At 64.2% G+C, this 12727-nt stretch carries 10 protein-coding genes; 5 read left to right on the forward strand and 5 right to left on the reverse strand.

All coding sequences use genetic code 11. The features are described from left to right. The first annotated feature begins 39 nt into the window (after positions 1–39). Genes ABNU97_RS06340 through ABNU97_RS06355 form a run of 4 tightly spaced genes read left to right on the forward strand, consistent with a single transcriptional unit; the run spans position 40 to position 3688 of the window. A complete protein-coding gene (locus ABNU97_RS06340; protein ID WP_348765907.1) occupies positions 40–948 on the forward strand; it encodes a metal ABC transporter substrate-binding protein in 909 nt (302 codons plus the stop codon). Between the two features lie 39 nt (positions 949–987). Next, the gene (locus tag ABNU97_RS06345; RefSeq protein ID WP_348765908.1) at positions 988–1923 is read left to right on the forward strand and encodes a manganese/iron ABC transporter ATP-binding protein; all 936 of its coding nucleotides are present in this window, start codon (positions 988–990) and stop codon (positions 1921–1923) included. Beyond that, entirely contained in the window at positions 1920–2822 is a 903-nt protein-coding gene (locus ABNU97_RS06350; protein WP_348765909.1) for a metal ABC transporter permease, read from the forward strand. The genes ABNU97_RS06345 and ABNU97_RS06350 overlap by 4 nt, the downstream gene beginning before the upstream one ends. Next, positions 2819–3688, forward strand: a complete 870-nt coding sequence (locus ABNU97_RS06355; protein ID WP_348765910.1) for a metal ABC transporter permease — start codon at positions 2819–2821, stop codon at positions 3686–3688. Before ABNU97_RS06350 ends, ABNU97_RS06355 begins: the two co-directional genes overlap by 4 nt. 59 nt (positions 3689–3747) lie before the next feature. On the opposite strand, the gene ABNU97_RS06360 is transcribed toward ABNU97_RS06355, so the two are convergent. Then, positions 3748–4860 carry a DUF6607 family protein gene (locus ABNU97_RS06360; protein WP_348765911.1) on the reverse strand — a complete coding sequence of 371 codons (1113 nt, stop codon included), beginning with the start codon at positions 4858–4860 and terminating at the stop codon, positions 3748–3750. Beyond that, a complete protein-coding gene (locus ABNU97_RS06365) occupies positions 4857–6053 on the reverse strand; it encodes an SO_0444 family Cu/Zn efflux transporter (RefSeq protein ID WP_348765912.1) in 1197 nt (398 codons plus the stop codon). Before ABNU97_RS06365 ends, ABNU97_RS06360 begins: the two co-directional genes overlap by 4 nt. Before the next feature lie 110 nt (positions 6054–6163). On the opposite strand from ABNU97_RS06365, the gene ABNU97_RS06370 reads away from it, so the two are divergent. Next, positions 6164–6577 (forward strand): hypothetical protein, encoded by a 414-nt coding sequence (locus tag ABNU97_RS06370; RefSeq protein ID WP_348765913.1) that lies wholly within the window; start codon positions 6164–6166, stop codon positions 6575–6577. Between the two features lie 172 nt (positions 6578–6749). Here the strand turns inward: ABNU97_RS06370 and ABNU97_RS06375 are convergent, their stop codons facing one another. From ABNU97_RS06375 to ABNU97_RS06385, 3 genes are all read right to left on the reverse strand, one after another. Continuing rightward, the gene (locus ABNU97_RS06375) at positions 6750–8492 is read right to left on the reverse strand and encodes a hypothetical protein (protein ID WP_348765914.1); all 1743 of its coding nucleotides are present in this window, start codon (positions 8490–8492) and stop codon (positions 6750–6752) included. Further along, positions 8489–10858 carry a hypothetical protein gene (locus ABNU97_RS06380; RefSeq protein ID WP_348765915.1) on the reverse strand — a complete coding sequence of 790 codons (2370 nt, stop codon included), beginning with the start codon at positions 10856–10858 and terminating at the stop codon, positions 8489–8491. The genes ABNU97_RS06375 and ABNU97_RS06380 overlap by 4 nt, the downstream gene beginning before the upstream one ends. Before the next feature lie 112 nt (positions 10859–10970). Next, positions 10971–12716 (reverse strand): hypothetical protein, encoded by a 1746-nt coding sequence (locus tag ABNU97_RS06385; RefSeq protein WP_348765916.1) that lies wholly within the window; start codon positions 12714–12716, stop codon positions 10971–10973. Positions 12717–12727: the final 11 nt, after the last annotated feature.

Here is a 12727-nt window from a genome sequence, read left to right on the forward strand (position 1 = left end):
GCGTCTTGGTTTCGTTTTCAATTCGTGCCGGAGATACGCATGGGAATTCGACGCTGGATGATGGCTCTCCTGGCCGTTGGCTGCTGGGCGGTTTCAGCGCCCACTTTCGCCAGTGACGAGGCCCGCTTCAAGGTGGCCACCACGTTCACCATTCTTGCGGATATGGCACGTAACGTGGCCGGCGAGCATGCGCAGGTGGTGTCGATTACCCGGCCGGGCGCTGAAATCCACGATTATTCGCCCACACCGCAAGACATCGTACGTGCCAGCGATGCGGATCTGATTCTCTACAACGGCTTCAATCTGGAACGCTGGTTCGAGCAGTTTCTGAATCATCTGGGCGATGTGCCTTCGGCCACCCTCAGCGACGGCGTGCGCCCGATTGCCATCGCGGCCGGCGACTATGAAGGCATGCCGAACCCGCATGCCTGGATGGGGCTCGAGGGCGCCGAAGTCTATGTCGACAACATCCGCGACGCGCTTATCGCGCAGGATCCCGATCATGCCCAGGCCTATCGCGACAACGCCGCGGCCTACAAAAAACAGATCCGCGACACCATCGAACCACTACGCGAGCGTATCGGGCGTATTCCGGAGTCGCAGCGCTGGCTGGTCAGCTGCGAAGGCGCATTCAGTTATCTGGCCCGCGACTTCGGCATGAAGGAGCTTTATCTGTGGCCGATAAACGCCGAGCGTACCGGCACCCCGCAGCAGGTGCGCAAGGTGGTCGACGGGGTCAGGCAACACGATATCCCGGCCGTGTTCTGTGAAAGCACGGTCAATAACTCGCCGGCGCGTCAGGTGGCTCGCGACACGGGTGCGCACTACGGCGGCGTGCTGTATGTCGACTCCCTGTCCAAGGCCGACGGGCCGGTGCCCACCTATCTCGACCTGCTGCGCGTGGACGCACAAACCATTGCCGACGGTCTGCACGGTCGTGGCCAATGAGCCATGATCGGCGTTCGCACCTATCTAACGGCATGCACCATGGCTGAGTCTGCCGCGAACTCGGGCCGAGCCGCCCCGCGAGACAGTACGCACGACGGCATTGTGGCCCGCCATGTGACCGTGACCTATCGCAACGGCCATACCGCGCTCTACGACGCGAGCTTTACCACGCCGCGCGGTTCGATCGCGGCGCTGGTCGGTGTGAACGGCGCCGGCAAGTCGACGCTGTTCAAGGCGATCATGGGCTTCGTGCCGGTGGCCGAGGGCGATATTCGTCTGCTCGGGCACACGATCAAGCAGGCGCTGGGCAACAACATGGTGGCCTACGTGCCGCAGGCCGAGGACGTGGACTGGAGCTTTCCGGTGCTTGTCGAAGACGTGGTGATGATGGGCCGCTACGGCCATATGGGTTTTTTACGCCGGCCCAAGCGGGCCGATCGCGAGGCGGTCGCGGGCGCGCTGGATCGCGTCGGCATGGCCGATTTCCGGCAGCGCCAGATCGGCGAGCTGTCCGGCGGTCAGCGCAAGCGCGTGTTCCTAGCCCGCTCGCTGGCCCAGGACGGCCAGATCATTCTGCTCGACGAACCGTTCACCGGGGTGGATGTCGGCACCGAAGAGCGCATCGTCAAATTGCTGCGCGAACTGCGCGACGAAGGCCGGGTGATGCTTGTATCCACCCATAATCTGGGCAGCGTGCCGGAGTTCTGCGATCAGAGCGTACTGGTCAAGCAGACCGTGCTCGCCTACGGGCCGACCGACACCACCTTCACCCGCGCCAACCTGGAGCGCGCCTTCGGCGGCGTGCTGCGTCATTTCAGCCTTGGCGGCGCGACTTTGCACGATGACGACGACCCGCGCGAGGTGTCCATCATCACCGACGACGAGCGTCCCTTCGTGCACTACGGCGATCCGGGCAAGCACGACAGCCATCGCCAGGCGCCGCTGACCCGCGAACCGCGCGAACGCGACGCATGATCGATACGCTCATCGAGCCGTTTACCTATAGCTACATGCTCAACGCCATGTGGGTGTCGGCGCTGGTGGGCGGCGTGTGCGCGTTTCTGTCGGCCTATCTCATGCTCAAGGGCTGGTCGCTGATCGGCGATGCGCTGAGCCATTCGGTGGTACCCGGCGTGGCCGGCGCCTTCATGCTCGGCCTGCCGTTTTCGGTGGGCGCATTCATCGCCGGCGGGCTGGCCGCGGGCGCGATGCTGTTTCTCAGCGAACGCTCGGGCCTCAAGATCGACGTGATCATCGGCATCATCTTTACGTCGTTTTTCGGGCTGGGCCTGTTCATGGTGTCGCTCAACCCGTTGGCGGTGAGTATTCAGACCATCGTCATGGGCAATATCCTGGCGATCACGCCCGAGGATACGTTGCAGCTGGCCATCATCGGCTTCGTGTCGCTGGCGGTGCTGCTGGCGAAGTGGAAAGACCTGATGGTGACGTTCTTCGACGAAAACCATGCCCGCTCCATCGGTCTGCGGCCCGACCTGCTCAAGCTGCTGTTCTTCGCGTTGTTGTCGGCCGCGATCGTCGCGGCGATGATCACCGTGGGCGCTTTTCTGGTGATTGCCATGGTGGTCACCCCCGGGGCCACCGCCTATCTGCTGTCGGATCGCTTTCCGCGCCTGATTGCACTGTCGGTGCTCATCGGCACGCTCACCAGCTTTATCGGTGCCTATATCAGTTATTTTCTCGATGGCGCGACCGGCGGGATCATCGTCACCCTACAGACGCTGGTGTTTCTGGCCGCCTTTGTGTTCGCGCCCAAGCACGGGCTACTCGCCAGCCGTCGCAAGGCCGCACGCGCGCTCGGCGCGCATCGCGCCGCGGCCCATGAAGACGGCGTGCAACCAGGGCGCTCGGCATGAGCGTCGATACCCTGCTGTTGCCGTTCGAATTCTCGTTCATGCGCAACGCGTTCTGGATCGCGCTATGCGTGGCGCCGCCGACCGCGCTGCTGTCCTGCTTTCTCGTGCTCAAGGGCTGGGCGCTGATGGGCGACGGCACCAGCCATGCCACGCTGCCCGGCGTGGTGCTGGCCTGGATTCTGGGCGCGCCGTTGATCGTGGGCGCCTTCGTCGCCGGCATGGCCTGCGTGCTGGCGACCGGCTATCTGTCGCAGAACAGCCGGGTCAAGCAGGACACGGTGCTGGGCGTGGTGTTCTCCGGCATGTTCGCCGTGGGCATCGTCATGTATGCCTGGGTGCCCACCAACGAGCATCTCAGCCATGTGCTGTTCGGCAACATGCTCGGTATCGGCCGCGGCGATCTGATTACGGCAGGGGTGATCGGCGCGGGCGTATCCGTGCTGTTGCTGCTCAAGTGGAAAGACCTGGTGCTGCATGCCTTCGACCCGGCCCAGGCCAAGGCGTCGGGGTTGAATACCACGCTGCTGCACTACGGCCTGCTGGTCTGCCTGTCGTTGACCATTGTTGCCACGCTGACGTCGGTGGGGCTGATTCTGGCCGTGGGGCTGGTGATCACACCCGGCGCGATTGCCTTTCTCACCGTGCGCAGTTTCGGGTGGATGCTGATCGTTTCCGTGGCCGTCTGTCTGGCCTCGATGCTGGGCGGGGCCTATCTGAGTTTTTTCATCGATAGCGCCACCGCGCCGACTATCGTGCTGATGCTGACCCTGCTGTTCATCCTGGCCTTCGTTTACCGGCTGAATGTCAGCCGCCGCAATTCGCGCCGCAAGGTATTACAGGCCGCGGATCGCATCGCCGATTATTGAATCGACAGTGACTTAGGGCGATACCGAGCCCGGCGAGTGGCATACGCGATTCGACGCAATCAGCGCAAATCGATATAGGGAGCCATCAAGGATTCGACCTGACTGGCAAGCGCGTCGGAGTCGTCGCCATCGGCCTTGTCTGCTGCGTCGAACAGCCGTGCGAACAGCGGCGTGCCGTCGACGCTCGCGCGGATTTCGAGGTGGTCATGCTGGGCCAGGGCGTGATCCCAGTAGCGCCGTACCGCGGCCCAGAAGTTGCCGGTTCGGGCCCAGTAGGTTTCGGCCGGGTCGAAATCGGTATTCACGATACGCTGGTAGCGCACCAGCCCGATTTCCTCGGCCAGTGCCGTGGCATCGCCGTCGGTATGGGCGATCTTGCGGGCTGTTTGTTCGTGCAGCCAGCCGTGCGGGGTGTGAGTGATGCGGTGGCGGCCCGCGAGCACATCGTAATCGTCGCGCACGCTGGACTCGCGGCGTGGCAGTGGGCGGCCGAAGCGTTCGCTTTGCCAGCTCGCCACGCCGGCGTCGTAGTGCCAGCGCCCGAGTGCTTCGTAGCGCAACGAGTCGTCGACCTGATAGACCGTCTGTTTCCAGCGCCCGGCCGCCTCGCGATCGGATAGCTTATGCTTGTGCCAGAGGCGATCGCCGTCGTAGCGCCAGATCGTGGCCGGCTGCCACTGCCAGCGTTGGCGCCAGTGTTTCATCACCATCGGTTCGCTGATCTGTCCCTCATCGTCGACAAAGCGCATCACCATGATGTGCTGCAGCTCGATTTCGGTGGGCGTATCGGCGATTACGAATACGCGCTCGGTGGCCCAGGAGCGATAGGGTCGGGCGTCGCGTTCTATGCCGGGCGCGAGCGTGGCGGTTTCGATGAATTCGAATGTCGCGCGATAGTCACCGGCCAGCGCACGAATGGCGCGGGCATCGCGCTCGCGCGCTTCGATATCCGGCGCCTGGATGGCGTCATAAGCCGCGGGCACGCGCGCGTCGAGTTCGACCGGCGCGCCGTGTGTGGTGCCGCCGCGCGGTGCCGGCGTTTGTTGCGACGTGTTATCGAAACCGTAACTGAATACATAGTGCGTCGCGGCGTGCAGCGCGGGCGCGAAGACACAGGCCAGCACGAGCAGCACCCGGCGAGTCAGACGCCCGTGTTCGCGGCGACGGCTCATGCTTGCTGGAGCCGTTGCAGCAGCGGCGCGCGCAGCGGCTTGATCGAGATCATGACCAGCACGATGACGGCCGGCAACGACAGCCATAACGGGGTAAGCGCATGCTCGGCATCGACGCCGGTGACCAGATCGATACCGAGGGCGGTGACCGCGGCATCGGTAGCGAGCCCGAACGCCAGTGCACAGGCGCCCATGCAGCCGACATAGAAGCCGGCAAAGGCGGTGCCGAACTCCTGTCGCACGGCGCCGATCGTGGCCAGATTGGTCGCGGGCCCGGCGAGCAGAAAGACCAGTACGGCCCCCGGCGACATGCCGGCCGCGAGCAGGGCGGTGGCGATCGGCGTGGACTGGGTGGCACAGACATACAGCGGCACGCTGATCGCCAGCATGATGAGCATGGCCGGAAAGCCACTGCCGTAGGTGGACAGGGTTTGTGGCGGCACCACGGTGAGCGTGACCCCGGCCACCACCAGCCCGATCAGCAGCCATAGCCCGAATTCGTCGAGAATACGGGTGATGGCGTAGTGAATGCCCTCGGCCAGACGTGCGCCAACGCCCGGCGGCGTCTCACGCGGGCCGCAGCAGCCGGCGCCCGTTGAGGGGTCGGCTGGTCGCGTCGCCGCCGCCGCGCCGGCCGAGCGATGCGTGGCGGGCGCGGCCGTGCTGCAGCAATCGCCGACGGCCGACGTCTGCGCCGGTTTTGAGGCACAGCAGTCGCTGTCTATGTTCGAGCTGGCACAACAGCCAGCGGCTGCGGCTGCGGCCGCGCCGCTGCGGCCCGAGGTCGGCATCAGATGGGAGGCCAGGCCAGTGATGATTGCGCTGGCGATTGCCGCGACGGGTCGTACCACGGTGAAAAACGGCCCGAGCAGGGCATAGGACGCACCCACCGAGTCGGCGCCGGTTTCCGGCGTGGCGATCAGAAACGACGTGGTCGATGCCCGCGACGCGCCGCTGCGATGCAGGCCCACCGCCACCGGGATCACGCTGCAGGAGCATAGCGGCAGCGGCGCGCCGATGAGCGCGGCCTTGATCGTCGGCCAGGCACCGCGCCCGCCCAGCCAGCCGGCGATGCGTGCCTGCGGCACGAAGGCGCGGATGCAGGCGGCGATTACCAGACCGAGCAATAACCATGGTGCTGCCTTGAGAAACAACAGCCAGGTGTTGATGACGATATCGACAACGAGGGACATGTGAATAGCGTCTCGAACGTAGCGGCTGACAGCATAGCAGCGTGCGCGGCGCCAATATCGGTGCGACACACCGACACCCTGTGCGCAGCTGCGCTGCGGCGATTTGCCGCATGCAACTGCCGATACGGCGGCGACCCGCGCGACGTGCCAATGGCGCTCTGCTCGATAACGGTGGTATCAGCGGCCAGATGCAGTATCGAGGCAGCGCAGGTTATCGCAACGCGGTTCGTATCGACGGTATCGGCAATACCAGCGGTGGCGCGAACTGGATGGAGCCGCTGCTGCACTATGCGCCGTCCGCGCTGACCGATCAGACCGGCGATACCGAGACGCCGATGGGCACCATTGGGGCTTCCAGCTACGACCGCCGCCCGTACGACCTGGATTTCGGCCGGCGGTGGCCGGCGCGCGAAACCACCGGTTTTTTTGCGTCATCAGGACACGGGCCGTACCGGCACATCGGCGCTGTCGCTGGATATCGAATTCTTCGATACCACGCGGGCCCAGCTCGGCCACAAGACTGAGATTGGCCAAACGACGGTCGATGCGCGTGTGTCGTTCAACGACGTCGATCATCAAATGCGCAACTTCACCCTGCGCGAAGCCCCCGATTTCATCCCGCTCAACGGCAGCGCGGCCGCTCGACGCTATGGCCTGCGCGCATCGTTCGAGAAACGACGCGGGCAGGCCTTGCGTTCAGCTTTGCGCGTCCGGTGCGTCCACGTACTTGCCGTCGCGATAGTACTGCTCGTAGATCAGCGAGCCGTCGTCACCGTAGCTTGCGCTGCGCCCATCTCGCGTGCCGTGGCTGTACGTTTCCAGCCCCGTCATGCGGCCGTTGTCGGCGAAGCCGTACCAGGTTCCATCGCGGCGACCCTGGTCGTCGAAATACCCGGCCGAGACGGCATAGCCCTGCTTGGTGATGGCCACCCAGCGTCCGACCCGAACACCGTTGCGATAGCGGCCTTTCCAGACCTGACTGTTTTCGTGCATCCGCCACGGCCCGTTGCGCTTGCCGTTTTCGTACTGGCCGCGCGCGATCAAACGGCGGTCGTAGCCGCGATATTCGACGTAGTCGCCGACCTGAACGCCATGGCGGTAATGCGCGCGTGAGAGCAGTTCGCCATCGGCGTCGGTTTTTGTCACGGTGCCGTGAAGCTTGCCCTGGCCGTCGTAGTGGCTTTCGGTGCGCTGGCCGCTGTAGCCGTATTCCACCGCATCGCCCACCTGGGTGCCATGGCGAAAGCTTGAATACGCGTACAGCTCGAAATCGCGATAGCTTTGCTGTTTGCCGTGGCGCTTGCCGTTGTCGTCGTAGCGTTCGATGGTGTAGCGCCCGGCTTGCGAGCCGCTGGCCTTGTATTGCTTGCCGACCGGGTGGCCGTTTCGTTCGACTGTGTGCCGGCGGACCCGGCCATTGGTGAAGAACGAAATATTCTCGCGATAGCCGGTGTCGGGGTTTTCGATACGCTTCGAGATCACATAGCCGTTCTTGTCGTGCCAGCGCGTGATCTTGAGTGTTTCGCCGTCGCGCTCGACGTGGTGCATGAATATGCTGGGCATACCGCCGTTGTAGCTCGTCGAGGCGATGAGTTCGCCACTGCCGTCGTCGGCATAGGTTCTCGAACGCGCGGGCCGGCCTTTCTGGTCGTACCATCGATTTTCGCCGACGTACTGGCCGTCGCGATAGTGTTCGACGCTCTTGAGCTGGCCGTTGTTGAACCAGCTGCGTTGCTCGCCGTCGCGCTGACCGTCAGCGTAGCGCCACAGTCGGACAAGACGGCCTTCGTCGTTCCAGTGGTGTTGCTCGCCGTCGAGTTTATCGTTGCGATAGTGGCTGCGGCGTGTGAGATGGGCACCGCCGTTGCTATAACGTTCGGACCAGCCGTTGCGCTCGTCGTCCTTGTACTGTTCGAGAAGATAGAGCGAGCCGGCAGAATAGGTTTGCTTGATGCCTTCGATCTTGCCGTCGACATACGGCGTACGACAGCGCAGCAGACCGGTAGCGCGGTTGTAGCAGCGCACCTCGCCGTCCACCACGCCATGTTTGACCGGTTTTTCGAAGCCCAGCTTGCCGTCGTCGGTAAAGCCGACGATGAGACCGTTGAAGCGGCCGTCGCTGTCGTGGGTGCCCACCTGTTGCAGCGTGCCCGTTTCCGGGTCGTGGCTCTCGTAATAGCCGATCCAGTAGCTGTCGTCGGCGTTCATGTCCGGGTCGGACAGATAGCTGCGATAACGCAGCTGATCGCCATCGAGCGTGCGCACTTCGGTCAGCCAGCCGGGGCCGTCGCGCTTGTCGGCCACGGTGGCCTTGTAGATGGCCTGGGCCTTGGGTACCGGGTCGAAATCGTCGTCGAGCCAGAAGATGCCCTGTGCGAAGGCGGCGGCCGGCGCGAGCAGCAATGCCAGCGCCAGTACGGGCTGTCTAAGCGAGCTCATGGCAGCGCCTCGAGCTTGTCGTTCCAGCGGCGTTCGTTCGGCTCGCCGCCCAGTTTCAGCGCGAGTACCTGATCGGCCGACCCCCAGAGCCGGATGATGCCGTCTTCGTACATGTAATCGCCCAGGCTGTGCTCGGCGGCTTCCTCGGGCCAGTCGGCGAGACGCTGGTCGGGCGCGGCGTCCTTGCGCATCGGCCGCAGGGCGTTGCCATCGGCATCGACAATGCGAACGCTGTCGAAAAACGCGGCTGCCGATTGGTCCGGGTCGGGCATGCGCCCGGTCACGGCTTTCAGATCGATAAGCCAGGGTTTGTCCGAGTCGATCGAGGTGCGCTGCCAGCGCGGCGTGCCCGTACAGGCCAGGGTGGTCTCGACCTCGATGCCGTAGAAGTAGGTGCGGATGCCGTCATCGGTGGCCAGCTCCCAGGTTTGCTCACCGGGCGTGTCGGCATCTTCCTGGCGGCCGTAGTAGCGCTTCGGCGCGGGCCGGCGTTGCCAGACCAGTTCATGGCCGGCCTGTGCCGGTGCGTCCGCGCTCAGTTCGCAGGCGCCGACGAGGCCTTCGGGCAGCACCATGCGCAGGCGGTTCTTGTCGGCATCCGTGGTCTGGATATCGTCGAGCGCGATCGGGCCTTCGGCGGGCATCTGCGTGCGCGCGGCCGCGGTGATCTTCTTCTTCTGCGGCGGGGCCAGATCGCGATTGCTATAGCGGGCGGCATAGTCCTTGAACGAGACGGTGTAGACCTTCTTGTCGGCATCGGTACGGGTATGGCGCAGCGCCAGTTCGGCCGGCGTGTGATCGGCCTGCACCTTCAGGTGTTGTCGCCATGCCATCGGCTGGTCGACGCGTGCCAGGGCCACTTCCTCGGGCGTGGTCAGCCAGCTGCCCTGCGCCTTGGCCAGCGTCGTCGCCTGCAGGTCCGGCTGGGCTGTCGAGCCATCCAGCCAGTAGTAGGCGCTGCTGTCCGTATACAAGTCGACCCACCAGCTGTTGTCTTCATCCGGCACCGGTCGAGCGGTCACACGAATATCGCCGGCGCCCAGCTGGCTGGGTTCGTCGCCGAGTTCGAGCTGCTGGGGCTCACCGGCATCGGGCCGTGTGTAGGCGAACTGCGCTTCGACACGGGCGACACGATCGAGGTCGGGGTCATCCCAGCCCAGGCTGACGAGTTTGAACAGCAGGGCCGGGCCGTCGCTGTTGGTGGTGGACTCGTAGTCGTAATCGATGGTGTCGAATACCAGCGGAATATCGAGCCGCTGATCCTGGTCGTCGTAGAGGGTGATATCGGTGAGTTCGAGCGAACTGAACGGGATGTCGTCGAACGAGTCCATGTCCAGCGCAAGGGTCAGTCGACGATCCTGGGCAATGAATGCCGGATTGCGCGAGGCGAGCTCTAGATCGGTCGGTGGCGTCTGCGGCTCGGGGTGGGTGTCCGCCGGCGATTGCGGGATCGGGTATTCGCGATCCTCGGCGACCGGCAGGTTGTCGAACAGGCCCGACAGGCCGTCACCGTAGCCGCCTGTCGCCAGGTCGTCGCGATGAAGCGCATAGCTCAGGCTGCGCACGTTGGCCGTGCGATCTCGGACCTGTATACGCATATCCGATACCGCGGCCATCGATTCCATCCAGCCGCTGCTGCGATCCACGCGCACGCGTGCCTGCAGGCGCACATCGGAAATACGCGCGTCCAGGCCCAGGCCCGACAGCTGGCCGACGATCGGGTTGCCCTCGTCCAGTGTGTCGGCCGAGCCGGTGATCTGCAGCGACAGCGAGTCGTCGTCCACACGCACGACTTTCACGCTCACGTTTTGCATGCCGCGATACGTGTCCAGGCTGACTTCGGCGCCTTCCTTTGCGGGCAACGACTGGGCGATCATCGGATCGATGACCTGGGTCTGGAACGCATCGCCGGTCAGGTCGGGCATGTCGGCGCCCAGGGCGTCGAGCTTGTCCTTGTTGACCAGTTCGATGCGGCTTTTACCGTCCGCGTCGAGGGTGAGCTTGAAGCCGTCGCGCAATAGGTCGGCGATCGGTTGTGTTGCGCGGCTGCCGGTATCGTTGCTGGCGAACAACGTGTCGTTATCGCGCGTGATCGCGAGCAGTTCAGGCACGACACGCAACCTGATCGTGTCGCCGGCATCGTCCACGTGATAGCGCATCACGCCCCGGCTTGTGGTTTCGTACGTGCGCTGTTGGCGGGAATCCTCGTCGGGCGTGATCTCGACCTGGGTCGCGACCAGATAATCGCGGACCTCGCCTTCGGTGGGGGTGAAACGGACGTTGCCGGGGGAGTACAGCGTGTAGGCCGCCAAAGCGAAGCCCCCGATGACGAACAATAAAGCGATCCAGAGAATTTTTCGGTTCAAAACAGACCTATCAGGACGTGGCGACGCAGGCGACAGCCAGCCGCGGTGCGTGCCGGTATGGGTTTAAGGGTGAAAAATCAGATAGCAGCGATAGCGATGCGGTACGAATCCGTCAGCGCATATTGCGCAGGCCGTTGCAGTATTCGATACGGGTCTGGCCGGCGCTCGGGTCGTAGGCCGGCGTGTCGACGCGTTCGCCGTTGCGATACAGCTCGCAGCTGTCGAGCGCGCCGTCGTCGCGGAAGTTGCGCCATAGGCCGTTGCGCTGGCCGGCCTCGAAATTACCTTCGGTGAGCGGATACCCCTGCGCGTTGACGGCCTGCCAGCGGCCAATCTTCTGGCCGTTGCGATAGTCCCCGTGCCAGGTCGGGCCGCCGCTGGCCGATGTCTCGATCCAGCGCCCGTGCCGGGCACCATCGACATAGCGGCCCTGCTCGACGGGCTTGTCGTCGTCGGTATAGCGATCGTAGCGCGCGTACAGGCCGTCTTTGCTGCCCTGGTCGTAGTGCGCGATTTCGACAGGTTGCTGGTCGCTGTCGAGCACGCGGTATTCGCCGTCGAGCTTGCCGTCGACATACTGGCCTTCGGTACGCCGACCGCTATAGGCGCGTTCGAAAAAGGGGCCGTTGCGCTTGCCATCCGCCCAGGTGGTCATTTTCACGACTTTACCGTGGCGGGTTTCGATCTGTTGGCCCTGACGTTTGCCGTTGTCGTCGTAGTGGGTGCGCATGGTGTGGTCGGGTTCGAGGGTTTCGATATAAAGACCCACCCGATGGTGGTTGCGCAGTTCACGGCGATAGGTCAGCGCCCCGTCGGCGGCAAATCGCAGCTCGATTTCGTGGGCCTGGCCGGGGAATGTGATGCGGCGGACTTCGACATAGCCGTAGCGGTCGAAATACTCGTGAATTTCCTTGGGGGTGTCGGTATCGGTATGGGTATCGCGGACATGACGCACCCGGGTTTTAGGCTGACCGGTGGCGGTGTCGTAATGGGTCGTGGCCCGTAACTGGCCGTCGCGATCGAGCACGATCTGAGCGGTGACCTGGTCGTTCACGTTGTAGCGAGTGACCACGTCATTGCTGATCTGTTTGCCGTCGCGGTAGTGCACGATCTCGCTGAGCAGGTTCTTTTCCTGATCGTGCCACTGGCGTTGCGGGCCGTCCTTGCGCCCGTTCACGAAACGGGTTTCGGCCACGGTCTGGCCGGCGCTGTATTCGCGTGCCCAGCCATGCGTCCGGCCGTCGCGGTATTCGACCCGGCTGACCAGCCAGGCCCGGTCGCCGGTGCTGTATTGCTCGGCGACCCCGTCGAGGCGATCGTGGTGATATTCCTCGATACGAAACAGCGCGCCCTGGACATACTGGGCATGTACGCCTTCGCGCTGACCGTTTTCGTAGTCGGTGATGCTGTCGAGTTCGCCGTCGACATACCGGCGGGTCTTGCCGTCGAGTTCGCCGTCGCGATAGAGCGCGGCGCGTTCGAGCCGGCCCTGGGCGTCGAAGTTGGTCATCAGGCCTTGATAACGGGCCTGCGCATCGGCGGTGCCGACTTCGGCGAGCCGGTGTTCGCCGCTCAGGCGATAGAGCTCGTAATGGCCGATCCAGGTGACATCCGTATCGCCCGGTTCGGGTCGGGCGACATAGCCGCGCATGCGCAGGGCATCGTCTTCGATACGGCGCAGTTCGGCCGGCCAGCCGATGCCGTCGCGTTGATCCTCGACGCGTACGCGATAGCTGGCCGCAGCCGGGTCGTCGACCGGGTTGAGTTCGGCGTCGTACCACAGGCGGGTGTCGGCATGGGCGGCAGCGCTACCGGCCAAAAGGGCGGCAGCCAATACGCAGCGCAAGCGGGTGATCATGTAAAAACCTC

It is taken from the genome of uncultured Salinisphaera sp. (genome assembly GCF_964012375.1).
Taxonomy (GTDB): domain Bacteria; phylum Pseudomonadota; class Gammaproteobacteria; order Nevskiales; family Salinisphaeraceae; genus Salinisphaera.

Excerpts from the sequence above, each read along its gene's own strand:
- ABNU97_RS06340 (WP_348765907.1), top strand. The coding sequence starts at position 40 with ATGGGAATTCGACGCTGGATGATGGCTCTCCTGGCCGTTGGCTGCTGG.
- ABNU97_RS06345 (WP_348765908.1), top strand. The coding sequence starts at position 988 with ATGGCTGAGTCTGCCGCGAACTCGGGCCGAGCCGCCCCGCGAGACAGT.
- ABNU97_RS06350 (WP_348765909.1), top strand. The coding sequence starts at position 1,920 with ATGATCGATACGCTCATCGAGCCGTTTACCTATAGCTACATGCTCAAC.
- ABNU97_RS06355 (WP_348765910.1), top strand. The coding sequence starts at position 2,819 with ATGAGCGTCGATACCCTGCTGTTGCCGTTCGAATTCTCGTTCATGCGC.
- ABNU97_RS06360 (WP_348765911.1), bottom strand. The coding sequence starts at position 4,860 with ATGAGCCGTCGCCGCGAACACGGGCGTCTGACTCGCCGGGTGCTGCTC.
- ABNU97_RS06365 (WP_348765912.1), bottom strand. The coding sequence starts at position 6,053 with ATGTCCCTCGTTGTCGATATCGTCATCAACACCTGGCTGTTGTTTCTC.
- ABNU97_RS06370 (WP_348765913.1), top strand. The coding sequence starts at position 6,164 with ATGCAACTGCCGATACGGCGGCGACCCGCGCGACGTGCCAATGGCGCT.
- ABNU97_RS06375 (WP_348765914.1), bottom strand. The coding sequence starts at position 8,492 with ATGAGCTCGCTTAGACAGCCCGTACTGGCGCTGGCATTGCTGCTCGCG.
- ABNU97_RS06385 (WP_348765916.1), bottom strand. The coding sequence starts at position 12,716 with ATGATCACCCGCTTGCGCTGCGTATTGGCTGCCGCCCTTTTGGCCGGT.